Origin of the sequence: Agrobacterium sp. rho-13.3 (genome assembly GCF_033957765.2) — a bacterium.
Classification (GTDB): domain Bacteria; phylum Pseudomonadota; class Alphaproteobacteria; order Rhizobiales; family Rhizobiaceae; genus Agrobacterium.
The window spans coordinates 113,180-139,056 of record NZ_CP192777.1 but is presented as its reverse complement, the minus strand read 5'-3'; the positions used below and the strand labels follow the sequence as shown (position 1 = coordinate 139,056).

The 25,877-nt window shown below is 57.9% G+C and carries 16 protein-coding genes and 1 pseudogene; 7 read left to right on the top strand and 10 right to left on the bottom strand.

The features are described from left to right. The first annotated feature begins 102 nt into the window (after positions 1-102). The 6 genes and pseudogenes from RMR16_RS26090 (at position 103) to RMR16_RS26065 (ending at position 9,236) form a co-directional block, all read left to right on the top strand. Positions 103-2,139: a hydantoinase/oxoprolinase family protein gene (locus RMR16_RS26090; RefSeq protein ID WP_265615129.1), complete on the top strand. Its 2,037-nt coding sequence runs from the start codon at positions 103-105 to the stop codon at positions 2,137-2,139. 9 nt (positions 2,140-2,148) lie between these two features. Next, positions 2,149-3,888 carry a hydantoinase B/oxoprolinase family protein gene (locus RMR16_RS26085; protein WP_320187998.1) on the top strand — a complete coding sequence of 580 codons (1,740 nt, stop codon included), beginning with the start codon at positions 2,149-2,151 and terminating at the stop codon, positions 3,886-3,888. Between the two features lie 63 nt (positions 3,889-3,951). Further along, positions 3,952-5,520 (top strand): ABC transporter substrate-binding protein, encoded by a 1,569-nt coding sequence (locus RMR16_RS26080; protein WP_320187997.1) that lies wholly within the window; start codon positions 3,952-3,954, stop codon positions 5,518-5,520. Between the two features lie 27 nt (positions 5,521-5,547). Then, positions 5,548-6,501: an ABC transporter permease gene (locus RMR16_RS26075; protein WP_320187996.1), complete on the top strand. Its 954-nt coding sequence runs from the start codon at positions 5,548-5,550 to the stop codon at positions 6,499-6,501. After that, positions 6,498-7,316 (top strand): annotated as a pseudogene (locus RMR16_RS26070) (ABC transporter permease); the annotation flags it as partial. The gene RMR16_RS26075 and the pseudogene RMR16_RS26070, both read left to right, overlap by 4 nt. 75 nt (positions 7,317-7,391) lie before the next feature. Further along, entirely contained in the window at positions 7,392-9,236 is a 1,845-nt protein-coding gene (locus RMR16_RS26065; RefSeq protein ID WP_320188018.1) for an ABC transporter ATP-binding protein, read from the top strand. Between the two features lie 104 nt (positions 9,237-9,340). Here the strand turns inward: RMR16_RS26065 and RMR16_RS26060 are convergent, their stop codons facing one another. The 9 genes from RMR16_RS26060 to RMR16_RS26020 form a co-directional block, all read right to left on the bottom strand. Next, on the bottom strand, positions 9,341-10,267 hold the full coding sequence (locus RMR16_RS26060; RefSeq protein WP_320187995.1) for a LysR substrate-binding domain-containing protein: 927 nt from the start codon (positions 10,265-10,267) through the stop codon (positions 9,341-9,343). A 23-nt stretch (positions 10,268-10,290) separates the two neighbouring features. Further along, positions 10,291-11,169 (bottom strand): LysR family transcriptional regulator, encoded by an 879-nt coding sequence (locus RMR16_RS26055; RefSeq protein WP_320187994.1) that lies wholly within the window; start codon positions 11,167-11,169, stop codon positions 10,291-10,293. A 328-nt stretch (positions 11,170-11,497) separates the two neighbouring features. Continuing rightward, a complete protein-coding gene (locus RMR16_RS26050) occupies positions 11,498-13,477 on the bottom strand; it encodes a hydantoinase B/oxoprolinase family protein (protein ID WP_265615123.1) in 1,980 nt (659 codons plus the stop codon). Positions 13,478-13,483: 6 nt separating this feature from the next. Then, complete coding sequence (locus RMR16_RS26045; protein WP_320187993.1) at positions 13,484-15,520, bottom strand: hydantoinase/oxoprolinase family protein; 2,037 nt, start codon at positions 15,518-15,520, stop codon at positions 13,484-13,486. A gap of 329 nt (positions 15,521-15,849) precedes the next feature. Continuing rightward, the gene (locus RMR16_RS26040; RefSeq protein WP_320187992.1) at positions 15,850-17,163 is read right to left on the bottom strand and encodes an MmgE/PrpD family protein; all 1,314 of its coding nucleotides are present in this window, start codon (positions 17,161-17,163) and stop codon (positions 15,850-15,852) included. A gap of 57 nt (positions 17,164-17,220) precedes the next feature. After that, a complete protein-coding gene (locus RMR16_RS26035; protein ID WP_416409730.1) occupies positions 17,221-18,021 on the bottom strand; it encodes an ABC transporter permease in 801 nt (266 codons plus the stop codon). A 95-nt stretch (positions 18,022-18,116) separates the two neighbouring features. Beyond that, entirely contained in the window at positions 18,117-19,037 is a 921-nt protein-coding gene (locus RMR16_RS26030) for an ABC transporter permease (RefSeq protein WP_265615119.1), read from the bottom strand. Between the two features lie 25 nt (positions 19,038-19,062). Continuing rightward, a complete protein-coding gene (locus RMR16_RS26025) occupies positions 19,063-20,427 on the bottom strand; it encodes an ABC transporter substrate-binding protein (RefSeq protein ID WP_320201337.1) in 1,365 nt (454 codons plus the stop codon). Positions 20,428-20,847: 420 nt separating this feature from the next. Next, complete coding sequence (locus RMR16_RS26020; protein ID WP_432355566.1) at positions 20,848-22,464, bottom strand: dipeptide ABC transporter ATP-binding protein; 1,617 nt, start codon at positions 22,462-22,464, stop codon at positions 20,848-20,850. Between the two features lie 843 nt (positions 22,465-23,307). On the opposite strand from RMR16_RS26020, the gene RMR16_RS26015 reads away from it, so the two are divergent. Next, entirely contained in the window at positions 23,308-24,867 is a 1,560-nt protein-coding gene (locus RMR16_RS26015) for an ABC transporter substrate-binding protein (RefSeq protein ID WP_265615116.1), read from the top strand. 65 nt (positions 24,868-24,932) lie between these two features. Here the strand turns inward: RMR16_RS26015 and RMR16_RS26010 are convergent, their stop codons facing one another. Further along, the gene (locus tag RMR16_RS26010) at positions 24,933-25,835 is read right to left on the bottom strand and encodes a LysR substrate-binding domain-containing protein (RefSeq protein ID WP_265615115.1); all 903 of its coding nucleotides are present in this window, start codon (positions 25,833-25,835) and stop codon (positions 24,933-24,935) included. Between the last annotated feature and the right edge of the window lie 42 nt (positions 25,836-25,877).

Genomic DNA, 25,877 nt, shown 5'->3' with positions numbered 1-25,877 from the left:
GAATACATGCCAATAAATTTCGACTTGGACTAATGGCTCTAATTGAGAAAAATTAGGGATCAAGAAGAGACATGGCCAAGTCGTGGCTGGTGAGGGGTTTGTATGCGCAGAATTGGAATAGACGTAGGCGGCACATTCACTGACTTCGTCGTGCAGAATACAGCTGACGGGACTGTCCAATACTACAAGCTGCCGTCCACTCCCTCTGACCCGTCTGAGGCGATCCTTACCGGTCTTGCCCGGATCGTGGAAGATTTCGGTTTTGCGGCCAGTGATGTCGAATATATTGGCCACGGCACGACCGTAGCAACCAATATGATCATCGAGGAGCGAGGAGCCGCAACGGGTCTCCTCACCACACGTGGATTCAGAGATGTACTCGCGATAGGAAGGCAGAACCGCCCGTCGCTCTACGATACCTCAGTACCGAAAGCCTCTCCCCTCGTTGAGCGATATCGGCGTCTTGATGTGGACGAACGAGTGGCTGCGAACGGGGAAGTGATCGTTCCGCTTGACGAGGAGCAGTTGCGAAGTCAGGCGGAGCGTCTGGCACGATCAGGGGTCGAGGCAGTTGCGATCTGCTTTCTGCATTCCTATCGAAACCAGGATCACGAAGAAAAGGCTCTGGCCGTTGTCCAGAGCGTCATGCCCGACGCTTACATCAGTATCTCGTCCAAGGTTCTCCCTGAGTTCCGGGAATATGAGCGAACCTCCACGACTGTTCTCAATGCCTATATCGGTCCGAGGATGGACCGGTATCTCAGTCGATTGAGCGGGGGCATCAAGGAGATCGGCATTCCGGTCGAACCGATGACGATCCATTCGAACGGTGGTGTGCTGTCGCTCGACAGTGTTCGACGCCTGCCGGTGGCTACCTGTCTCTCCGGGCCTGCGGCGGGCGTGGTCGGTGCCGCGACGGTCGGTGTTCGCGCCGGCATGCCCAATCTTGTCACATTCGATGTCGGCGGAACCAGCACTGACGTCGCACTGATATTGAATGGCCGTGCCCTTTTCACTTCGGGTCGTTTGGTCGCAGATCATCCTGTAAAGCTGCCCATGGTCGACATCCATGTCATTGGCGCGGGCGGCGGGAGCATCGCCGGCGTCGACGATGCTTCGGCGCTCAAGGTTGGGCCGCGAAGCGCTGGCGCTGCTCCGGGTCCTGCCGCCTACGACAGAGGCGGTGTGGTGCCAACGTTGACCGATGCGAACATCGCGCTCAATCGCCTCGACCCCGTCGCGCTGCTGCGCGGCAGGATGCCGATTAATCGTGAGCTGGCACTAAAGGCAATCAAGGAGAATGTTGCCGATCCGCTGGAGCTAACGGTCGAAGAAGCCGCTTATGGCATTCTCCAGGTGGTGACCGCGAACATGAGCCGAGCCATCCGGGCGGTCACAACCGAACGGGGCTACGATCTCGACGACCTGACCCTGTTTGCGTATGGCGGCGCTGGTCCGCTTCATGCGACGGAGGTCGCCAGGGAATGCGGTATCAAGCGCGTTCTGATCCCTCAGGAGCCCGGCACCATGTGTGCTCGGGGGGCGCTCCTGTCGGATGTCAGCCTTGATTTCGTGAGAACGTGCCTGACGGTGGTCGATACAGTTAGCTGGACAGAGGTCTGGACCTTGTTGCGTGAACTGCGGCGGGATGGCGAAACCTGGCTTGCAAGCGAAAAAGTTCCCGAAGAAAACCGGCGATACAATCTCGCCGTTGACGCCCACTATCGAGGCCAGAACTTCGAAATCACCGTCCCGGTCAGCGATCTCGATGAAAATGGACTGGAGATATTCAAGAAAACGTTCGGCGCCGCCCATGAGGCAGAATATGGCTACGACATTCCAGGCCGGGACATCGAAATTGTAAATTGCCGCGTTCAGGCGGTCGGCGTCACAGCCAAGTTCGAGCCTGCAACTCATCGTGGCGGCACATCTTTCGAAGAAGCAAAGATTGGGCAACGACAAGTCTATTTTGGCAGCAGCGGTTGGGTCGATACGCCCGTGTACGAACGATCGGCGCTTCCGGTAAATCAGTCGCTGGCAGGACCAGCGGTCATCGACGAAATGAGTTCGACGACGATTGTGCTTCCGGGCCAACAGGCTTCGGTCGACTCCTCCGGCAACATCATCGTTCAAGCATAGGCGGCGCTCATGACTTCGGCTCTCAACACTCACACTCCGGCACGCAAATTCGACGCGATCGCCATGGAGATCTTCACAAACCGCCTGCTCTCAATCACGGAGAACATGGCAATTAACATGATGCGGGCGTCGTTTTCCACGCAGATCAAGGAGCGCCGCGACTTTTCGGTGGGTCTCTTCGACGCGCGCGGCCGCCTTCTCGCCCAGGGGACACATATCCCGCTACATCTTGGATCGCTTATGGGAAGCATGCAGGCCGTCCTGGATGCCTTCCCGATCTCCGAAATGATCGAAGGCGATGCGTTCATCTGCAACGATCCCTATCTCGCGGGCGGAACCCACCTTCCGGACATTTCCGTGGTCACCCCGATCTTTATCGATGGCGTCGTCCGGGCGTTCGCGGCCAATATCGGGCATCATTCGGATGTCGGTGGCGCGGTGCCCGGATCGACCTCGGCGAAATCAGCCACGATCTTCGCGGAGGGCATCCGGATTCCAGCGATGAGGGTTGTCCGGGGCGGAACGGTCGATCACGGCCTCATCCGGCTCATCGCAGCGAATTCCCGCTTGCCCGAAGAGCGCCAGCTCGACCTTAACGTCCAGATCGCCGTCAATCTGAAGGGTGGCGCTGCGGCGAGCGCCCTGTTCGTGAAGATGGGACTGGATGAAGTCGACCGCGCGATCGACGATGTCCTCGACTATACCAATCGGCGCTTGCGTCGCCGCATCTCCGATCTAAAGCACGGTCGCTACACCTTCTCAACGCAACTTGACGACGACGGAAATGGCGGTGATACCGTACCCATTAAGGTAACCGTCACGGTTTCGGACGATCAACTTCACTTCGACCTCGATGGCACGGGACCACAGGCCCGCGGTGCGTTAAACGTCTCAACCAGTGCACTTCGCGCCACGGTTTACTACTGTGTCAAGGCGCTTCTGGATCCGGAATTGATGCCGAACAGCGGCATGTTCGAAGCGATCACGATCGATGCTCCGGCGGGATCCATCGCTAATCCCATTCATCCTGCAGCCTGCGGTGCGCGATCAATCACCTGTCAAAAAATCGCCGGTGCCGTGTTTGGAGCTTTCCGCGGGCTTTTGCCGGAAAACAAGATTATCGCTTCCGGTAACGATGTTCTTCCGTCCATTAATTTTTCAGGGGCGCGAAGTGGAAGCAATAATCTCTATGTCTGCGGCGAGGCTCTTGGCGGCGGCGGGGGGGCGAGAACCGATCGCGACGGGATGGACGGAGCACATGTCCACGTAACCAACAGCCTGAACATTCCAACGGAGGCTCTCGAGAACGAGTTCCCTCTTCTGGTCGAGGAGTATGGGCTTGTAGAGGATTCGGGGGGCGCCGGGCGCCATCGCGGTGGATTGGGGATTGCCCGGCAGATCCGGGTTTTCCAAGACGGAACGATCTTTTCGGCACGATCCGACAGCCACAAACAGGGCGCCGAAGGCGCGCTTGGGGGGCTTGAGGGCGGTAGGGGTACCTTGAAGCGAAACCCTGGCCGGGAGAGCCAGGACATCCTTCCGTCCAAGGTTGCCCACGTCGTGCTTCAGGCGGGCGAAACCATGCGGATGGAGACGCCTGGTGGTGGAGGTTTTGGCGTCCCGGCCGAACGCCCCACGCCGGATCTTGCCAGGGATCTTCGCGACGGCGTCGTTTCCGAAACTTCGGCCATTCGGGATTACGGCAAGGAGAAAACCGAGGAAGCTCTGCGCAGCTTGCAGAGCGTTTGATTGAGCGCCGGCCTTTGGGCCGAGGCTGACTGGAAACGAAACACAAAAACAAGGAGTGGAACGATGTCGCATGCTCTCTATGACCCAACCGGGAGGTTTCTTTCAAACCGCCGCACTTTCCTTCTTGGAAGCGGCGCCGTCGGCGCAGGCCTTCTTGCACCGGGACTGTTTGCTCGCCCTGCACGAGCGGCCACTCCCGGGACTGTCACCTATGCTCTCTCGGCCTATCCGCCCAACCTCAGGCCATTCGAACACTCCGGCGCGGCATCCCGCACCGTCAAGATGCTCCTGTTTCGGGGGCTCGTCACCTTCAACAGTGAGGGGAAGGTCCAGCCGGAGCTCGCCGAGAGTTGGGAACTGACCGACCCGCGCACCTATCTGTTCAAACTTCGCGCCAATGCAACCTTTCAGAACGGGGAGCCGGTCACGGCGGACGACGTGAAAGCCTCGTTCGACGCGATCCGCGCCGAGAAATCGACGGCCTATCTCCGCCAGTATTTTCAGGAGATCGAGGCGATCGAGGCCGTCAATCCCAAGACGGTTCGCATCACCCTGAAACGGCCCACTCCTTCCTTCGCCGCGATTCTCGCCAGTCCCCATGCGCCTATCGTCTTCTCCAAACAGATGGACAAGCCGGACACAATGATCGGTGCCGGCCCGTACAAGCTCGAAAGCTCCGAAAAGGGTGTGTCTTTGATCTTCAAGGCTCGCACGGACTTCTACAAACCGGGCCTTCCAAAGACCGAGAACCTTCGCTTCGTCGTTTATGCCGATGACAGCCTGCGTGTCGCAGCTCTCGATGCCGGCGATGTCGACATCATCGAATACGTGCCCGCCCAGAGCATGAAAAGTCTGTCCGAGAAGCCCGGCATCCAGATGCAGTCGGCGCTCGGGCTTTTCATGTACGTCGTGTTCAACCTGAAACAAGGACCTTTCACCAATCCCCTGGTTCGCCGCGCGGTCGCCCATGCGATCAATCGTGATGACTTGGTTAAGGGGGCTTTTCTCGGTTTCGGCAAGGCCCTCGATGGCGTGCCGCTTCCAGAGACCTCTCCATACAGGAGCAAGGAACTCGAGCATCTGTGGCCGTACGATCCGGATCGCGCCAAGGCGCTTCTGAAGGAGGCCAATGCTGAGAACCTCCAGGCAACCCTTCTGGCCACGAGCACCTACAGCTTCCACAAGGACCCCGCCGAGATTATTCAGGCGCAGCTTTCGGCGATCGGCATGGACATCAAGCTGAGCCTTCCCGAATGGGGCGTGCGTGTCAGCCAGGGCAACGAAGGGCGCTATCATTTCGCCATTAATGGCGGAGCATCGGAGCTTGGCGATCCAGACGAACTGACATCCCTTCTGGGTTCCGGTGGAGATTCCTATCGCCGTTCCGTTGGACTTGCCGATCCGAAGCTGGATGACCTTTTGCTGCGCGGCCGCTACGAGGCGGACCAGGCCAAGCGCGTTCAGATATATGGCGATCTGCAGCGGGCTGTCCAGGAAATCACACCTGTGACATTCCTCAACTATCGTTCGCAGGCCTATGCCCTGCATGACGGTGTAAAAGACTTCAAGAGCTTGCCTGATTTTCTGATCAACCAGTCCGGGATCGCATTCGACGAAGTCTATATTGGGTGAGCACGCGCTCAGAATTGGAGGAGCGCGATGCTCAGTTATGTTGTGAGAAGATGTGCGGTGGCGGCCGTAATGATTTTTCTGGTCGCCACTGCCGTCTTCATGATCCTGCATGTGGTCCCGGGCGATCCGGTCGAGGTGATGTTGTCTGCGGACGGCATGGCGCCCGATCCGGAGGCTGTTGCCGAGATGCGTTCGCGTCTCGGCCTCGACCAGCCATTGCACCAGCAATATGTGAACTATCTGTCGAGGCTGGCCCGAGGCGACCTCGGCACCAGTTTCCAGGACGACGAGGACGTTTTGGGCAATATCGCCCAGCGGTTGCCGAGAACGCTCGAGCTGATCGGCATGGCGACGCTTCTGTCGCTGATCGTCGGCATTCCGCTCGGCGTGCTCGCGGCCAGAAATCGGGGCGCCTGGATCGACCGCATCCTTAGTGGAGCCACCAGCGTTGCGCTTTCGATCCCGACATTCGTGCTCGGAACCGTGTTTGTGCTGGTATTCGCCCTAATGCTGCGCCTCGTTCCCGCAGGTGGGTTCGTGCCGTTCAGCGTCTCGCCCCGCGCTCATCTGATCCTGCTGCTGATGCCCTCGGCAGCGATTGCCGTCGGTTTCTCGGCGGTCATCATTCGCATGACCCGATCGACCGTTCTGGATGTTCTTCAGCAGGACTGGGTTCGCACAGCGCACGCCAAGGGACTGCATGAGAGGCGGGTCCTGCGCCGGCACGTCGTGCGCAATGCGCTCGGCCCGGTCCTGACGGTGACCGGCTTGCAAATGGGCACGATGCTCGGAGGCACCGTGCTTGTCGAATACATCTTCAATTGGCCCGGGATGAGCGGTTTCCTCGTGCGGGCGGTCGAGAGCCGGGATTATCCGGAGGTTCAGGGCATCGTTCTGGTGACGGCATCGCTGTTCATCCTGCTCAACCTGCTCGTGGATGTCCTCTACTCCCTTCTCGATCCACAGGTGCGCAAATCATGAGACGTCTTTCCTCGATCTGGCACAGCGCCAAATTCCGTCACCTCGCACTGCCATCGATTGCCCTTTGCCTGCTTGTGCTCGTCGCCATTTTGGCGCCCGTCATCGCTCCCTCCGATCCACTCGCCATGGATATTAGCGGCCGTCTCGGTGCACCGTCGACAAGCCACTGGCTCGGCCAGGACGAGTTCGGCCGCGATGTGCTGAGCCGACTGCTCTATGGCGCCCGCGTCTCGCTCAGCGTCGCGATCGCGACCGGCGTCGTGGCGGCCGTCATAGGGATTGCCGCCGGCATGGTCGGCGGTTACTTCGGCGGCCTTGCCGAAGTCCTGACCGTTCGCGTCGCCGAGTTCATGCTGTCGTTTCCCCCGATCCTGCTGGCGCTCCTCGTCATCGCCTTCACCGGTCCGGGTACGATCACGCTCATTGCAACGCTTGCCATCTTCTATGCACCAGAGTTTGCACGTATCGCCTATGGCGAGGTGCGCTCGGTAAAGGAGAAGGAATATGTCGAGGCGATGCGGTCACTGGGTGCGGGACCGTTGCGCATCATGCGCAAGACGATCCTGCCGAACATCGCCGCCCCCCTTTTCGTCCAGTTCTCGCTGGTGGTGGCGTCCGCGATCGTGGTGGAGTCCGGCTTGAGCTTCCTCGGGCTTGGCATCGTCCCGCCCACGCCGTCCTGGGGCCTGATGATCCGTGGAGCGCGAAGCTATCTTGAGCTGGATCCGATGGGTCTCGTCTGGCCCTGCGTGGCGCTCGTCATCACGATCTTCATCGTCAACTCGCTGTGCGATGCGGTGCGCGACGTCTTCGACCCGCGCACGACCAAGCTCAAGCCCTTTCCCAACAAGGCACGTGAGAGCAAGGCCTCCGAAGAGGCAGGAAAGTCCATGCCTTCCGACGTTCAGCTGTCAGTCGAAGGTCTTCGAACTGAGTTTGCCACGCCGTCCGGCACCTTCGCTGCGGTCAACGGCATATCGTTCGATCTGATCCGGGGGGAGACATTGGCTGTTGTCGGCGAATCCGGCTCCGGTAAGTCGGTTACAAGCTTATCAATCATGGGCCTGTTGCCCCAGAAGGTCGCGCGCGTCGCCGATGGCAGGATCAAGTTCGCCGGCAGTTCCGGCAAGGTTCATGACCTTGCGCGTGTGCCCGACGAGACGGCACGCTCGCTGCGGGGCGGCGACATGGCGATGATCTTCCAGGAACCCATGACCAGCCTGAACCCGGTCTACAAGATCGGGAAGCAGATCGCCGAGGCCATCCTGGCGCACCGGGACTGTTCGCGCGGCGAGGCGCGACAGATCGCGCTCGAGATGTTGCGCAAGGTCCATATCTCCGACCCGGAGCGGCGTCTCGAGCAGTATCCCTTCGAGCTTTCGGGAGGAATGCGCCAGCGCGTGATGATCGCAATGGCGCTGGCCTGCAAGCCGAAGCTTCTGATTGCCGATGAGCCGACGACGGCGCTCGACGTGACGATCCAAGCCCAGATCCTCGAACTCATCAAGGAACTGCAGAGACAAGAGGATATGGCCATCCTCTTCGTCACCCATGACATGGGCGTGGTCGCTGAGATCGCCGACCGCACCGTGGTGATGTACAAGGGCGAAGTGGTGGAGGCTGGCCTCACGGCCGATATCTTCGCTCAACCGAAGCACCCTTATACGCGTGCCCTGCTCTCGGCGGTGCCCAGGATCGGCTCGATGGAAGGGCGCAAGCATCCGATGCGTTTCCCGGTCGTCAACCGTATCACGGGCGAATCCGACGTCCCGATCGAGGTGCCGGACACCGTTCAGGAAACCGGACGTCCCGTTCTCGAAGTCAAGGGTCTCACGACACGCTTCGACATCCGCTCCGGGGTATTCTCCTTAGTCAAGGGGAGGGTGCACGCCGTCGAGAATGTCTCGTTCGACCTCAAGGCCGGTGAGACGCTGGCTTTGGTCGGAGAATCCGGTTGCGGCAAATCGACGACCGGCCGTTCGATCCTGCGCCTCGTCGAGCCGCACTCCGGCTCCGTTATGCTGGACGGCATCGACGTCCTGAAGCTCGGCGCGACTGGCCTTCGTGAGCAGCGCAAGCGGATGCAGATGATCTTCCAGGATCCCTTCGGCAGCCTCAACCCCCGCCAGAACGTCGGATCTGCCATTGCCGATCCGCTGATCATCAGCAAGCTCGCGACACATGCCGAAGCGCGGGACAAAGTAGCGGAACTGCTCAGGCGAGTCGGATTGCAGCCCGACATGGCCAGCCGCTTCCCGCATGAGTTCTCGGGCGGCCAGCGTCAGCGCATCTGCATCGCACGGGCGCTCACCCTGGAGCCGCGTTTGATCGTCGCCGACGAAGCCGTCTCCGCGCTCGACGTCTCGGTCAAGGCGCAGGTGGTGAACCTGATGCTCGATCTTCAAGCTGAGATGGGCCTCGCCTATCTCTTCATCAGCCATGACATGGCCGTCGTCGAGCGCGTCAGCCACCGCGTGGCCGTAATGTATCTCGGGGAGATCGTCGAAATCGGACCGAGAGCGGCGATCTTCCAGAATCCGCAGCACCCTTACACGAAACGACTGCTCGCCGCTGTCCCGATTGCCGATCCGGCAAGGCGTCTACAAAAGCGCCCTATCTCCAATGCCGAACTCAGGAGCCCTGTGAGGCCGGCAGATTACGTGCCACCTGTCCGGCAATATCGAGAGGTTTCGGCGGGGCATTTTGTCATGAACTGGGGCAATGAGTGGGAGTAGCCTCATAGCCAGCGCGACGCAGGTCGCGCTGGCTGACCGAACGATGTTACAAGCACAATGGTGAAGCTTTCCCGGTCCAACCTAGCCAGCGTTGCTCTTAGACCTCAGAGATGTGCCTCGACCTCGACAATCTCGGAAAATACGCGCGCGGTGGCAAGTCGGGCCTGCGAGATGAATGCGTCGACGAGCTTGACATCTCGGGCTTCACGAGACCGGCACAGAACCATCCCGTAGGAGATTTCCGGACGAAATGGACGCGTCGTGACCCGGCCACTTACCGGGTGGGCGAGCAAGGGATGGACAATTGAGATGCCGCGGCCGGCGGCAACAAACTCACACACGGTTGGCGCGGTCCCGGCTTCCACAACCACGTCCACCCGAATGTTGTGCGCGTCAAGACTCGCCTCCACCAACTGCCTCGTCTGACTTTCCGGAGCGAAGGAAATAAACCGCTCTCCGTTGATGTCCGATGGCGAGATTGTTTCCTTCGCCGAAAGGCGATGTCCCAAAGGCAAAATGCAGGCCATCGGACTATCGAGCAGCGGGCTGGATGTCAGGTTCGGGTTGTCGAAGCGCTCACTTATGATACCTATATCGATCTGCCGGGTAGCTACCCAATCTGCAATATATCTCGAAGCGCCGTCCTTGATGATCACATAAGTCTCTGGATACGCGAGCAGAAAATCTGCGACGACTCGTTGAATGAACTGGCCCGACAGGCCAGGCATTACGCCGATCGTCAATCGCCCCTGTTCCTCACGCCGAATGGTCTCGGCCGCGCGCTCCACTTGTCTGATGCCCGCAAAGATTCGCTGCACTTCATCATAAAAGCGCATGCCTTGCTTGTTTGGCAAAAGTCGGCCGCGCTGCCTGTCGAAGAGGCTTAAGCCGACATCATCTTCGAGATGGGCGAGTAGCTTGCTGGCCGCGGGCTGTGATATTCCCATGAGTTCGGCCGCCCGGCTGACGGAACCGCATTCGATCGTCGCTTTGAACGCCTCGATCTGACGTAGATTTATCTGCCGGACCATTCCATCTGCCTTCTAATCATATGCTAGGAAGGCCGTGCAACGAGCTCGGCATACTCCACGAACGGAAGTATGCCCGGCATAGGGTTGTCCGCGCGCCAGGCGATTCCGATGGAAATTTCCTGGCCAAGATCTTCTACCCTTCGCAAAACGACATCGCTGCCAACGATACCTTCGATCCACTCGGGGAGAAAAGTAATACCCAGTCCGGCCGCCACCAACGCCAGCGCTGCTGTCGTGTTTGACACCTTGATTCCTGAATCCAGAACAATGCCCGTATCAACGATCTGGTCGTGGATTGCCCTGAAACTTGAAAGCTCAAACCGGTCGAGAGTGAAAACGTCATGCCCGACAAAGTCCGAAAGTCTCAAAGTCGATCGGCTAGCCAAAACAGATTGCTTCGGGATGACGGCGACAAAACGATCCGACATCAGAGGTCGGTAGCGGATAACATTGCCGTTGCTCGGCGGCCTCATAATCCCCACATCATATTCGCCGCGCTCGAGGGCACGAAGTATCTCGGATGAATCGAATATCCGGACATCGAGCCGCGTTTCGGGGAAACGCTTTCGGAACCGACGCAGAATAAGGGGAAGCAACCTGTGAACAGCCGGATCTATCGCGCCAATTTTGAGCTGTTCACCTCCGGGGGACATGCCGCCGGCGGCAAGCTTGGAAAGGAGCACAGCCTCGTCCAGCTTGGTCAAAGCTTCGCGCGCGAGCGGCAGGAACGTTACGCCGGAGGGCGTAAGCTCGACACTTCGCGTCGAACGAATGAACAGTTGGACACCAAAATGGGATTCCAGCTTCCTGATCTGCTGACTGAGCGTAGGCTGGGTCATGTTCAAGCGCTTCGCGCCGCGACCGAAATGTAGTTCCTCGGCGAGCACGATAAAACACTTCATACTCCATAGTTCCAGCGACTGACTCATAATAAGTTGGCCATGCTCCATCGTCATTGTGGGTCGTCAGGGCGCGCGCCTTGATCGTTCAAGCAGGTTGGGAGAACCGTCCGAGGCCTGTAACGAGATAGCGTTTAGACATAGCTGTCAAAGTCGAATTTTTAGGGGGTATATTCTCTACGGTTATAGAACTGTACGGCGCGATTAAGAAGGCATCTGAAAACGCAGCGCGCCCAACGACAGACGGACTGGCTTCATACAGTCTCGGCCAAGGAGGGCGGATGGCATGGCGGGCGTTCTATTGGCCCGCCATGGTTTTGGTTCAAGCGGATTAAGGCGTGTGTGCCCGATTTCCGGAAAGGCGAGCGGCCTCCTCCTGAACAACACTCTGTAGTGTGGCGTCATTCACCTGAGTTCCACCAGCGAGCATGCGTTTGTGAACGTTGCCAACGAGTTGGCTCCGAATGCGAAGTTCATACGAAAGCGCCATCGTGGCGAGTTTGCGGCGCACGGCCATAGGCCAGACGTGATCCTGGCGCTCACGCTCCGCACAAAAGGTGAAGTCGGGCAGGTCACGCTTTTTTCTTTCCCTCCGTCTCGCCTCGGTTCCAGCTGCATCAATCTGCCCCTGAGCGTCAAAGACGACAGCATACGCGTCGATCGCTCGCTCTTTCGACAGCATGCCGTTTTCGATCTCTCTGGCGATCGCGCCAAGATCGCGTTCCATCGGATCTCCAAAGCCGCCTCCCGTCGGACTCGTGATCCTGACCACGTCACCTTGTCCCATTTCCAGCACCGAGATCTTGCCGATCGACCGCTCGTCCGGCTGGCCCGGGTTAACGATGGTCTGTCCGAGAAGGCCTTGCTCTCCACCTCGGAAGCCCCACGGGGCAAACACGAAACGGTTCATGTTGCGGACCGTCATGACAGCACGGTTGGCTGTGTTTTCCATCTCCATTTCGAGTGATGCGCCGCTTGCAAAGCGTCCGGCGCGCCGGCTGTCAGGAACGATCCGGATCGCCCGCATGATCATCGGTGTTTCGACTTCGATCACTTCAACGGGCACCATGCGTTGTGAATAGCGCACCTCGGTTCCATCGACACCATCGCTGATCCGACGACCACCACCGCCTCCGTGGATCGTGTTGATGACGTTGACCCGGTCGCGACCCGTCCGGGGGTCGGGAGCAGAAACGACGATAACCCCCGCCATACCTGCACCGGCCGCGCCGACACCCTCGGGGAGCGCCTGGTTCAGGCATCCCATGATAATGTCGTACGCACGTGTCGCCGACGCTGCACGCGAACCACCCGATGCAGGGAAAACGGCGTTCAAGACAGAGCCACGGGGCGCGTGGGCGTGGATCGCGCGCAGGATTCCCGAATTGCGTGGCGTGAGCGGATCCATGGTGAGGATGAAGGTGATCAGGCACTGCACGACGTATGGATGGGTGGTGGCACCCGTGACGAGATTATAGGCAGCGGCGAGTTGGGGATCCGTTCCGGTGAAGTCGACATCGAGTTCACCGTCTCGCACCGTCAGGGTGACGCTGAAATAAGCAAGCTGTCCCTCATTGATCCCCTCGAGATAATCCGCGAAGCTATAAACACCTCGGGGAATTTTCCTGATCACCTCGCGGGCCTTCGTCTCGGCATAGCCAATGACGTCAAGCATCCCTTCTTCCACCATTTCACGGCCGTAGCGGTCGCAGAGCTCGTTGATGCGCCGGTCCATGCTCTTCAGGCCGGAGATCATAGCCTGAATATCACCCCAAAGCTCCGCCGGAATGCGGCTATTGTCCTCGAAGATCGATTTGATCGTCTTATTGAGGACCCCTTCCTCATAAAGCTTTGTCGGTCTTACTCTCAGACCTTCCTGGAAAATCTCGGTGAATGCGGGGGAAATACTCCCAGGCACGGCCCCCCCGATGTCCGAGGCATGGACAAAAGACCAGCCCACCGCAATCAGCTTGTCGTCGCGGAAAATTGGATAGAGGAGTGTGACGTCCATAAGGTGTGTCACAAGCCCTCCCGTACTGAAGGGATCGTTGGTTATGATGATATCGCCGGGCTTCAGATTTTCGCGGCCGATCGCGTCAAGCGTCGGACGAAGCGGAGAGCCGATGAAAACGTTCACCCCCGACATCATCGGATAGGCAAACATGTCTCCTTCCGCGGTAGCCAATGCGCACTGGTAGTCCTGCACCAGCTTCACAAAAGTCGTATGAGCGGTGCGGTAGATCGCGGCCGAGGCCTCTTCGACAATTGCATTGAAACGGTTGCTCATAATGGCAGTTCGAACAGCGTCCATAGTAGTTTAGCTCCGGCTCATGAAAATCGCGCCGTAGGCGCCAGTACGGGCGATGAAGTCCGGCGGAACGACGATCGTGGCTTCTGCCTGTTCGATGACGGCAGGTCCGTGGACAGCCTCGTTGAGACCCAGATTCGCCCTCTCGTAAACGCAAACCTCGGGATAGACGCGGCCCTGGAAACGCATCGGTCGGACGCCCTTCACAGGGTCTCCGGTCGTCACCGATTTCGGTGATGCAGGCTCGGGAATGGCCATCGCCCCCCGCACTCGCATACGCAGATCGACAAACTCGACCGGCGCCGCCGGATCGGCATGGCTGTAGATGCGTTCGTGCTCTTTGTGGAATGCATCGTGCATCGCCTTGATGTCCTTGTTCTCGACGGCGGAGTCGGGAAGCCGTACGTCGACCTGGAACGACTGGCCCACATAACGCATTTCGGCCCAGCATTCGAACCTCTGCGATACGAGGCGATCGGGAGATGCCTGCCGCCCCAGCCATTCCGCTGCTTGCTGTTTGAGAGCCGAGAACTTCCGCGCGATCAATTCGCCGTTTACATCGAGCCCGTGAACGGTTTCCAGCGTGTCATTGCTCAGCTCGGACACAAGTCCGCCGAGCGCGCAGAAAACAGATGGCGTGCTCGGGACAAGAACACGGTTGACGCCGATCTCTGCGGCAAGAAGAGGCCCCTGGATGGCTCCAGCTCCACCGTAGACAAGCAGAGTGAGCTCCTCGGGATCAACGCCTTGCCGTGCAAGATATGGCAGTACGCCGGCGACCATATTCGAGCTGGCGACCGTAACGCACATCTCCGCGGCCGTTGCCACATCCGTCCCGAGCCTCTCGGCAATCGATCCCATTGCTTTCTCGGCGGCATTCCGATCCAGCTCCATCGCACCACCAAGGAGCGTTTCCGGCAGATAGCCCGCCAGGAGATAGGCATCGGTAAGCGTCGGGGCGGTCCCGCCGCGACCAAAGCAGGCAGGACCAGGGAAAGAGCCCGCGCTTTGCGGTCCGATCCGCAGGACACCACCGTCGATCGATGCGATTGAGCCTCCGCCCGCTCCAATCGCCTCTATACCGGTGACCGGCATGACGACCGGGAAATCACCAACCTCTGCAGCCGTTGACGTAAGAGCTTCTCCGTCGCGGACAAGCGAAATGTCCGTGCTGGTACCACCCATATCCATCGTCAGGATGTTCTGTTCACCGATCGATCGACCGAGATACTGCACGGCAGTGACGCCCGAAGCAGGGCCAGAAAGAAGAGTGTGAATGGGGAGAGTGCGAGCTTCGGCCGCTGCCATTGCCCCACCATTGGAACGAGTAACGAAGAGCTGCGATCCTGGCAGCCTGTCAGCAACGTAGCTTTCCACCGCGCCGATATACTCGTTCATGCGGCGACGCACGAACGCATTGAGGACGCTGACGGTTGCCCGCTCGTATTCGCCGATCCGTGGCCAGATTTCGCTCGAACGACTGACTTCTGCCTCTTTGCCGGCGACGCGTCGGATCGCGCGTTCGACGACTTTTTCATGATGAGGATTGGCGTAGCTATGGAGAAGAGCAACCGCGAAGCCGGCAGCACCGGCCTCTACGGCTTGTTTTGCGAGGACCTCGACCGCGTCTTCATCGATGGCTGTCTCGACGGCGCCGCCTCGAAGGAGCCGCTCCTCGACCTCGAAGACCATTGCACGGTCAATCAGCGGCTTCGTGCGATTCTCGAAAATATTAAGAGGATTGCGTACGCCCATCCGCTGGAGCTCGAGCAAGTCCCGGTAGCCTTTCGTCACGAAAAACGCAATTTTCGGGCCTTTACGCTCGATCACCGCATTCGTGCTAACGGTCGTGCCGTGCATAACCAGTGCGCGCTCGCCGCTTTCAGGGCTGAGGCGTTCAAGCAGGCGCTCAAAGCCCTGTTTGAACCCGTTTTCAAAATTTGGGGGAGTGGAAGGGACTTTAAGACTGATGATGTCTTTTTCACCTTCACGCCATCCGCAGAAGTCGGTGAATGTACCGCCAATGTCGACGCCGATCCTAAGCATATCTTGCTATTTCTCCTTGTACGAAGCGCCTCGCTGGCGTTGGAGAAACCTTAGCTTTCCTTCTTTTGGCGAGAGAAGTTGCGATTTACCAACATTGATTTGCGCTTCGAATAAGTCGGCCCGAAGCAACTGCTCGCCTCCAGCGGAATACGCCCGTCAAATGGCTCAGGTAGACCTGATCGATTTGGAGGTGGAGAGTTGGCCGTTGCTTGCAGGAAGCCCCCGTCGCGGCACTGAACCCGGCTCTGCGATGTCGCCAAGCAAGATCCGCTACGTCGGAGAACGACGGCGAACTTGTTTTCTGCCGTCTGCAATTACCGAAGATTACTTCAGCGCTTGCCCTCACAGGCATTAGCGATCAGACGGTCGACGGCTTCATAAAGCAGCACCACGCCCTGACTTTCTATAAGCGCCGTAGCCAATGCCGAGCGGATTTGCACCCCTGCCAGACGTTCGTGTTTGGCGAGTACCCCGGCTTCGTCTAAGCTGAGGTTCGCCAAGTCAGACGGGTCGCTCGCCTTGACGTCAACTTTGAACGGTCGACCTTTTGTCGTAGTCACCGTCAACGACCTCTCTTCAGAAAGATGGAAAGCAAACCTGCTTTTGTAACGAAGTTCGGGAGAGCCGTTTTCGACTTCATCCCACTGCGAGCCAGGTTCCACATTTGAGATCAGGAGGCTGAAGGTTGCCGGCAAACTGAAAGCCACATCCGCTGGCGAAAATACCTCCTGCTGGCAAAACTTCTCGATCTCGGCGGGACCGGCGACCTCGATTGCTACGATTTCCTCGTTCTTGGTCAGTTGCTGCAAGATGGAAGATAACGCTTTTAGATATTCCTGCAGGTGCCAGCATGCGGGGAAGTGCTTGAAGCCGACGCGCAAAACAGCAGGTAGATTCTTGCGCGTCTTTGTCAGTTCCAGTTGATCGGAGCCGGCCATCCGCCACATTCCCGAGAGCCCATCGAGCGCGTTCGAAACACCAGTCTGCCCTGCCTGGACAAGATCGAGAGACATAACCGCGCCAGCCGCAGCCCAACCGAGATTATTCTTCAAAGCCGGCACCGGGCGTTCGTACCATTTTCCGGTATAGGGGAGCAGCGAGTGAGAGACCGCCACACCGATGAGACGCTCGATATACTCGGAGTTCCTTCCCAATGATACGGCGGCTCCAATGCTGGCCGCGACCGTATCCCAGACGCCAACGGAGCGCACCAACGCTGCTCTTTCACGCGAAGGGATTGACGAGGACGCGAGGATCCAATGCGCCTCGTAGCCTGCTGCGATACCCCGTAGCAGTCGATCCATTGAGAGGCTTTGCCTCGCGCCTACGGCGAGGACGGCGCCTATGATCGGAGCGCCGGGGTGGCCAAGCAGTGTGTCATCGTAATCCAGCGCATTCGCGGCCTGGCCGTAAAGATAAGCAGTCAGAAACGGTGAGGCGCGGATGCCGCTATTGCTGCCAAACAATGAAGACGCGACAACGGCGCTTGGCTTGAAATGCTTTAGCCCAAGGCCGGACGAAAAACAGGTGATACTGTCAATGAGGCACAATTCGGTCCGCCGGCGTGCGGCAGTATCCCAGTTGGCATTCAGAAAGTTGCCAGTCCGATTCAGGAGCTCGGCAATAACGGTAGCTTCGCTCACGAGAGGTCCTCCATCGTGATTGTCTGTTGCGAGCGGCTCTCATCACGATGAGGAGCACTACGCACTCCTGGTCACGTCGAGCCGCGGATCCAGACGGTCACGCAATTGCTCACCGAGAACGTTTACGAGTGCCACTGTCACCACAAGTGCGGCCCCGGGCAGGGTCGCGATCCACCAGGCTGTACTGATCAGCGCGCGGCCCCCTGCCGCCATCCCTCCCCATGAGGGTTCTGGCGGCTGAACGCCCAGCCCGAGGAAAGACAAGGATCCCTCCGTCAGCATCATCAATCCGAGGTCGAGGCTGGCAAAGACGATGACGGAGGGAATAATGTTGGGAAGGACGTGCTTGACGATGATGCGAAAGTGCGATGCGCCAAGCAATTGCGCGCTGGCGATATACTCCTGTCTTCGGACGACAATGACCTGACTGACGACCAGACGCGCATAAAGAATCCAGCCGGTGATCGCCAGAACGAGGATGACGTTGGCCGTGCTGGGTCCGAGCGCTGCGATCACGCCGATGGCGAGAACGAGTGTCGGCAGGGCCAGTTGGATGTCACCAAGCCGCATGAAAAAGGTCAGGACCGGCCCGCCGAAATAACCGGCTACGAGACCGATAATCACACCGGAGACCATTCGGCAGATGACGGCGATGGCTCCGATGCTGAGCGAGACCCGCGCGCCATACATGATCCGCGTCAGGACATCTCTTCCAAGGTCGTCCGTCCCCAGAAGGTGTTTGGTGGATCCGCCCGCTTGCCAGAATGGCGGCAGGAGACGCGCCGAAAGATCCTGAGTGTTGGGGCCGTAGGGGGAAATCCAGGGAGCCAGGCAGGCAATTACCACGATAGCCCCCAACAAGGCAGCCGGAATCAGGAGCCGTAGATTGATCGGTCGAGCCCTTGATGACGATTGCGGGTCAGGACTCTGGGACAAAGAGGCGGCATCAGTCATTATCTTGCTCCCCTCGTGCGAGGATCGAGAATTACATAAAGCATGTCGATCACGAGATTGGTGATGACAACCAGGATACCAACGATGAGAACAAAAGCCTGAATGACAGGCATATCGCGCGAGGTAATCGCCGACAGCGCCAAAGTGTTCACACCTGGCCAGCTAAAGACTGTTTCGGTAACAACCGCCCCGCCGTACAGACCGCCTAGTTCGAGTCCGATGACGGTGATGATAGGCAAAGCTGCGTTCGGAAGCGCGTGGCCGAACACGACGGACGCGGCTGACGCCCCTTTCGCGCGCGCGGTGCGGACGAAATCGGAATCGAGCACTTCAAGCATGGAGGAGCGCACTATCCGCGCGAAGGTTCCCACCTGAAAGGTGGCAAGTGTCACCGCGGGCAGAATGAGATATGTCGGCCCACGAAATCCCGACGTTGGAAGAAGCCGGAGCGTCGCGCTGAAAATGAGTATCATCACAATTCCAAGCCAGAATGACGGCAGCGACTGAACGAAGACCGATCCCATGATGACGCAGCGGTCAAATTTGCTGCCGCGGAACGTTGCTGCCAAAACACCAACGATCACACCGATTGAGGCCGACAACGCCAGCGCGCAAAAAATCAACAGAAGCGTGTTGGGCAGGGCCTGAAGTACGAGTTCCAACGCGGGGCGCTGGCTTTGATAGGAGACACCCAAATCTCCCCGAATGGCGTGCCATAGCCAGTCGAGGTACTGGACAACGATAGGTCGATCGAAACCATATGTCTGTCGGATCTGTTCGATTTCTGCTGCGGTTGCATCTTCAGACGCGAGGAGAGCGGCAGGATCACCAGCCAGGAACATCAACAGAAACGTGATGGCCGAAACTCCCAGCATCACGAGGATGCTGAAGATGAGACGGTTCATAAATCGGCTGCGCATATTACTCGCTCCCCTCGCGTTCAGATCAATGGCTCTTGTTGACGTTGGCGAGATAGATCGCGCCGTCAGGCCTGGGCTTCCAATCGATCCGTTTGCTGACCCCGTATATCGAGTTCGTGCTATAGAGGAACGTGACCGGAGCAAGGCTATGGAGGGTTTTGTTGAGCTCGTCGTACGCGACCTGCCGTGAATTAACGTCGGCTTCACCACGGGCTTTGGCGATCTGCGCATCCGTTTCGGGTGAGTTGAAATACATTCCACGGCGGGTGCCATCAAGCTCCAACCCAAGAGCGAAATCAGCATCCATCAAGAGATTGTTGTTCGATCTTATAATTATCTGGTTCCGACCCATTTTCCCCGGCTGCCATGTATCGACGAAGAAGTTGGGGTCAAATCTCGTCGTTACACCGACACCGACATCTGCGAGGAAAGACGCGATGCTTTGCTGGACCGGATTGAGTTCGGCACGGAAATTATAAAACTCCAGCTTCAAAGGTTTGGAACTGCCATATCCCGCTTCACTCAGAAGGCTTTTCGCCTTTTCCGGGTCGAATGGATATGGAGACACCGCTTTCGTGTACCCGAAAACACTTTCTGAATAGACTTGACCGACAGGGGTCGCAAACCCACCAAGAAGTTGTTCCGCAATTGCAGTTTTGTCTATTGCGTAGTTGAGTGCCTGGCGGACTTTTGGATCGGCGAGCGGTCCGTCTTTCGTATTCATGCTCAGCCAGAATGTCTGGTTGCCATCGATCGACTGAACGGCCACATCGCTCGAAGACTTCAAGGCAGCGGTCAGATCCGAAGTGACCTGCGTCGCAATGTCGATTTCGCCACTCTGGAGGGAACTGATCTGCGTCGCCGGCTCCGAGATAAAGCGGAATTCGACCTTGCTCGGTATTGGCTTGTCACCGCGATAGTCGCAGTTGGCCGCGAGAACGACGCTGTCTCCGACGTTCCAGGCCTCAAACTTGAATGGTCCTGTCCCAACGGGCTTCTTGCCGAACTCGACATTGCCGAGTTTCTCGATCGCGGACTTTGGCGTGATATAAACGATTGTCGCCAGGGTCTTGATGAACGAGCTGTCCGGCTGTTTCAGAACGAACCTGACCGTATGGTCGCCTTCTGGCGTCACTGATTTGACATTGCTCACGTAGCTACGCTGCTTCGAAGCAAGCTTCTGGTCGTTCACGATGCGGTCGAATGTCGAGACGACATCTGCGGATGTGAACGGTGTTCCATCATGAAACACGATGTCTTTTCGCAAATCGATTTCGTAGGTCAGATTGTCAGGCTGCTTGTAGCTTACCGCCAGGTCGGGCTGGATCTTCATGTTGTCGTCGAGCCGGAAAAGCCCATCGAACATGTTTCGGCTGATTTGTGCGAACATGACGAGAGTTTCGACATTCGGATCCAACGTGTTCGGCTGCGTTGGCCAGAGAAGATTTACGCTTACGGTTTGCCCGGATCCGCAAGCGGCACCAGACTTCGTATCTTGTGCTTGAATATGAGTTGCGGCCCCGGCTGCGAGAACCACGATACTGGCGGCTGCGAGCCATTTTTGTTTTGGCATAATTTGTTACCCCCTTTTCTTAAGCGTTAAAGTGCTGCCTTCGACGGTCTGGTCTGGATGTCCGCGCCCAGGTTGGAGGACGCCGGTAGTGCAATCTCCTCGGTCTTTCACCGGTTGTGTTCTGTTTGGACTGGGTACGAACTGTGTGAACTGACAGCCAGGTTCGCATTGTTTCGTCCGTGCGATCGGACCATGAAACCGATGCAACAAATCCGGTTCGTGCGCTTTTCACGGGCATCACTCTGTCGCCTTAGCTCCGTTGTTGCGATTGAATTCCAGCGGCATCTCCGGTACTGCGGCCCGCAGCGCCTTGGTGTAATCCTGGGTTGGTCGATCAATCACAGCAGTTGCTTCGCCCGCTTCCACAACGCGACCCTGGTTCATCACCACGACGCGGTCTCCGATCTGCCGCGCCAGAGCGATGTCGTGGGTTATGAACAGGTAGGCAAGACCCTCGCGGTCCTGAATATCCGTCAACAGTTGAACGATCTGAGCCCGCACCGAGACATCCAGCGACGTGACAGGCTCATCGCATATGAGCAGCTTCGGTCGAAGGGCGAGTGCCCGAGCGATCGCGATACGTTGTCGTTGACCGCCTGAGAACTGATGCGGATAGCGATCACCGTGAGACGCTTTCATGCCGACCATTTCGAGGAGTTCGGTCGCGCATCGACGCAGTTCTGACTTCGAGGATGTAATGCCGTTGATAAGGAGACCTTCGGCAACAAGCTCTGCGACCTTCATTCGAGGGTTGAGTGACGCATAGGGATCCTGGAAAACCATTTGAATGTCGCGGCGAACACCACGCCATACTTTCGCGTCGGCACCTACGAGCTCGTGACCATCGAAAAGAATGCTTCCGTTGTCCGGTGCGATGAGACCTGCAACGCATCGCGCCAGGGTCGATTTCCCGCTGCCGGATTCTCCCACCACGCATACGGTCTCTCCTTCCCGAGCGGAGAGTGAAACGTCGTCAAGGGCAAACGGTGCGATCTTTCCACCATTCCCCCAGATGAAGGAGTGCCTGACACTGCTCACCTTAAGAAGATCTTTGCTGGATGAACGACCGTCAGTCCGACGCGTGGCGAGGGCTGGCCGCAATGGTGCCCGCAACGTCGGGGTCGCTTTCCAAAGCTGTTGCGTGTAGGGATCAACCGGATTCCGTACGACCTGCTCAGTCGCCCCATACTCGACGACCCTGCCATGGCGCATGACGACGATTTCGTCTGCCAGGCTCGAAACGAGTGCGAGATCGTGACTTATAAAGAGCAGGGATGTGTCGAATTCACGGACGGCTTCGCGAAGTAGATCGACGATCTGCTTCTGAACAATGACGTCCAGGGCGGTCGTTGGCTCATCCGCCACCAAGAGGGCCGGCCTGCATGCTAGGGCCATCGCGATCATCACGCGCTGGCGCATGCCTCCGGACAGCTCGTGTGGATATTTTTCGAATATCCCCCGGCTCCGCGGTAACCCAAGTCGCTCGAAAAGTTGCTCGACCCGTTCACGCACCTGGTCGCGGTCAATTCTACCCTCGTGGATCCGAATCGCTTCTGTGACCTGGTCACCGCATCGCCGCACAGGGTTCAAAGCGGAGAGCGGGTCCTGAAACACATAGGAAATGCCAGCTCCTCTTATAGAACGCAGATCGCTTTCCGGCATCGAGATGAGATTTCGGCCACGAAACTCAATCGCGCCACCGATGACGACCTTGGCGGACTTGGGGAAGAGGCGGGTGATCGCGAGCGATGTTACGGACTTCCCAGAGCCGCTTTCTCCAACCACACCTAAGGTCGCCGAGCGGGCGACATCGAAGGAAACGTCGGAAACAGCGCTCCCCTCGCCAAACCGCACAGAGAGGTTCCGGACGGACAAAAGCGGGGGCGCTGGATCCGGGTTCGAAAGCTTTGTCGCAGACATTCTAATATCCATATCCCCGTTCGTTCTCCCTGCTTCATCCAGCAAAGGTCGCCTGAAGGCATCCGGGAGAGGTTTTGCATCCCGCTCCTGCATTGAAGGTCAAAGCCGAAAGGCCCGCTGTAAGATCATTGAAGATGTGAATATTATGCGGATCCGCCGGATTAAATGACCGGCAGTACAAAGTAGAACGATCATATTTGGCACGCTGATCGCACGCATAAGTTCATCCTCTCATTCGTTTTTTGTTAAGAAAACCATACAGAACAGTGCGCCACAGCAACCAATTGGAATTCGGCTGCATTGATAGAGGACGCTTATCAATAGAGGCGGAAAGGTCGTCAGCGATCCTGTCTTCTCGCATCTAACCGACTGAGATATCTTTATTTTTACCGGTTCGGAGGCAACGGCGGCAGCGCTGACACCTTGGCAATGCCGTCATCCTCCTGCGGCATCCTCGTTCGACCCGTGCGAAGGGACGCTGCCGCCCAAGATGGCAATCTGCTCGACCAAACATCGCAGGCCCGGTCGCGAATTGCATCGCCGAACTCGTCGTGGTCGCAAACTTGGGTGCACAACACCGACGACGAGAAGCGCGGTCCCGTAGTGGTGATGAAGGTCGAAAAGCGGCCAGAGAAATAAGGTCATGACGGTGGCTTTCCAGGCCGAAGGTCGATCCCCACGCTATAACCTGTACAAATATACCTCTCAAAATATCGACTTTGACACTTATAGAAAACTCCAATTAATTCGCTCAGAAAATAAACAATGGAGCGGAACATGGCTTACAAAATCGGGAAGAGCATACTCGCGGCATTCGCAACATCGGCGTTCTTAGGTCTTGCATTGTCGGGCACGGCCGATGCGGCATCGCTCCGCGTGGGGGTCAATGCCGCTGACATTGCGACCCTCGACCCTGCCAGGGCGAGCAATACCCAGGACATGGCAATTGTATCGTGGGTCTTCAACGGCCTTGTTCGCTTCGCCCCCGGCAGCGCCGACCCCACCAGGATCGAGGCCGATCTAGCGGAGAGCTGGACAAGCTCCGAGGATGGGTTGGTCTGGACTTTCAAGCTTCGCAAGGATGTCAAGTTTCACGGCGACTACGGGACACTCACCGCTGACGACGTTGTCTTCTCCTTGCTGCGTGCCAAGAACCCTGACACGTCGTCCTATTCGAGTGACTATGCCGGATTTAAGTCAGTCGAGGCGATTGATGCGTTGACAGTCCGCATTACACTGAGCGAACCCGTTCCTGGCTTCCTCGGCCTCGTTGCCAACTACCATGGTGGTAACATCGTCAGCAAGAAAGCCGTGGAAGCTCTCGGCGCCAAGTTTAAGGTGAACCCGATTGGCACAGGCCCCTTCATGTTCGACAAGGCTGTCACACAGCAGTCAGTCTACCTCAAAGCCTTCCCAGGCTATTTCCGGGGGACGCCGAAAATCGACGACATCAGGGTTGACCTTATCCCCTCGGATTCAAGCCGCGAACTTGCGTTCCGATCGGGCGAGCTCGACCTTATCCATGGCAAGCGCGAACAGCGCTGGGTTGAGCAGGCTAAAGCCTGGGATAACGCCGTTGTCGATATTTTCGCCCCGGGCGAATATCGTACCGTCTTCATAAACATGGCCCGAAAACCGCTCGATAACGTCAAGGTGCGCGAGGCCATCGCTCAGGCGATCAACGTGGACCAGATTGTGCAGTTCGTCGGCGCTGGCGTGGCTGTAAAGGGCTGCTCGGTCGTGCCTAACGATTATCTGGGTGAAGACTGCAGCTGGACCTACCAATACGATCCGGAAGCTTCGAAGAAGCTGCTGGCTGAGGCCGGCTTCAAGGACGGTCTAACCTTGTCGGCGGTTGTCTCATCCAACTCTGCTCAACAGCCGATCATGGAGGTTATTCAGGCCCAGCTTGCCGAAGCGGGTATCAATATGCAGATGCAGGTGGTTGACCATCCGACCTATCACGAGCAGATCCGCAAGGATCTAAGCGACGTGGTGTTCTATGGCGCTGCGCGCTATCCAGTGGCCGACAGCTATCTGAGCCAGTTCTACCACTCGGATGCGTCGGTCGGCAAACCGACTGCGGTAACGAACTTCGCCCATTGTGACGCGGCTGATGCGGATATTGCGGCCGCTCGGAAAGCCACGACGGACGCTGAGCGTCTGAAACTCTGGTCGGCTGCCCAAAACAAGATCTACGATCAGGTTTGCAGCGTTCCTCTCTTCAGCCTGATGCAAGTCTGGGTTCACAGCAAGGCCCTGAACTACGGTTACGAGCTGAAGGGCTCGCTCAACCTTGCTCCGCCCATCACTGAACAGACGACCCTCAGTCGCTGAGCGGTTTCCCCGCCTTGCCCCGACTAAGGCAAATCGAATGTCGCAATTGGTCGGGGTACTTCTTCTTACAATGCGATCTTCGGCGTCTTTGCCGCGTTATGTATTTCTTCAACGAAGTCAGCGACGAGATGCCTGTTTCTGGCGCGGACGGGGTGGATAAGTACGTAGTCAAAATCGATGACGGGCGAAAACGGGCGCGGTGTAATCCGGCCGGCGACATGCTCCAGCGCTAGCGGGTCGGCCACCGTTACGCCCAATCCCGCCGCGACTAGCTCCGCGACATTCGGGGCGGTCGTCGCCTCGATGGCGACATTCGGCTTCAGCCCGAACTTTTCAAAGGCGGCATCGACCTTGTGACGCATTGTTCCGGTCGACGCGAATGCGATGAACGGTTCGTCCTTGAGATCGATCGGAGACAGCTCGGACTTCTCCGAAAGCCTGTGTCCTGGCGGCAGTGCCACCACGGCCGGCGGACATTTTACCTGCTCGACCTGAACCGACGAGTGTTCGAGGCCGCTGATTACAAGAGCCAAATCGAGACGACGAAGCAGGACAGCTTCCGTCAAAAACTGGGAGCTGCGCGCTTCAATGGAAATAAAGACATCCGGATGTCGCTCCTTAAAACACGCAATCACTCGCGTAATGAACGGTCCTGACAAAGCCGGCATAGCGCCGATCAGCAGGTGCCCATGTTCCTCACGCCGGATTGCATCCACCGCGCGCGCTAACTGGTGGACACCGCCGAAGATGCGTTCGACTTCTTCGTATAGACGCATTCCACGGCCTGTTGGCACGAGCCGGCCACTCTCTCGCTCAAATAGCTGCAGCCCGGTATCGGCCTCGAGATCCTGGATAAGCTTGCTCGCGGCCGGCTGCGAGATGTGCAGCACGTCGGCCGCACGGCTCACCGTGCCGGCTTCCACGACAGCCATGAGCGCCTCAAGTTGCCTTAAGCTTGGATCTCTCATCAGCTATAACCTTTACGAATACGCTATCGAACTAAACGACTT

Excerpts from the sequence above, each read along its gene's own strand:
- RMR16_RS26090 (WP_265615129.1), top strand. The coding sequence starts at position 103 with ATGCGCAGAATTGGAATAGACGTAGGCGGCACATTCACTGACTTCGTC.
- RMR16_RS26085 (WP_320187998.1), top strand. The coding sequence starts at position 2,149 with ATGACTTCGGCTCTCAACACTCACACTCCGGCACGCAAATTCGACGCG.
- RMR16_RS26080 (WP_320187997.1), top strand. The coding sequence starts at position 3,952 with ATGTCGCATGCTCTCTATGACCCAACCGGGAGGTTTCTTTCAAACCGC.
- RMR16_RS26075 (WP_320187996.1), top strand. The coding sequence starts at position 5,548 with ATGCTCAGTTATGTTGTGAGAAGATGTGCGGTGGCGGCCGTAATGATT.
- RMR16_RS26065 (WP_320188018.1), top strand. The coding sequence starts at position 7,392 with ATGCCTTCCGACGTTCAGCTGTCAGTCGAAGGTCTTCGAACTGAGTTT.
- RMR16_RS26060 (WP_320187995.1), bottom strand. The coding sequence starts at position 10,267 with ATGGTCCGGCAGATAAATCTACGTCAGATCGAGGCGTTCAAAGCGACG.
- RMR16_RS26055 (WP_320187994.1), bottom strand. The coding sequence starts at position 11,169 with ATGAAGTGTTTTATCGTGCTCGCCGAGGAACTACATTTCGGTCGCGGC.
- RMR16_RS26050 (WP_265615123.1), bottom strand. The coding sequence starts at position 13,477 with ATGGACGCTGTTCGAACTGCCATTATGAGCAACCGTTTCAATGCAATT.
- RMR16_RS26045 (WP_320187993.1), bottom strand. The coding sequence starts at position 15,520 with ATGCTTAGGATCGGCGTCGACATTGGCGGTACATTCACCGACTTCTGC.
- RMR16_RS26030 (WP_265615119.1), bottom strand. The coding sequence starts at position 19,037 with ATGCGCAGCCGATTTATGAACCGTCTCATCTTCAGCATCCTCGTGATG.
- RMR16_RS26025 (WP_320201337.1), bottom strand. The coding sequence starts at position 20,427 with ATGTTCGCACAAATCAGCCGAAACATGTTCGATGGGCTTTTCCGGCTC.
- RMR16_RS26015 (WP_265615116.1), top strand. The coding sequence starts at position 23,308 with ATGGCTTACAAAATCGGGAAGAGCATACTCGCGGCATTCGCAACATCG.
- RMR16_RS26010 (WP_265615115.1), bottom strand. The coding sequence starts at position 25,835 with ATGAGAGATCCAAGCTTAAGGCAACTTGAGGCGCTCATGGCTGTCGTG.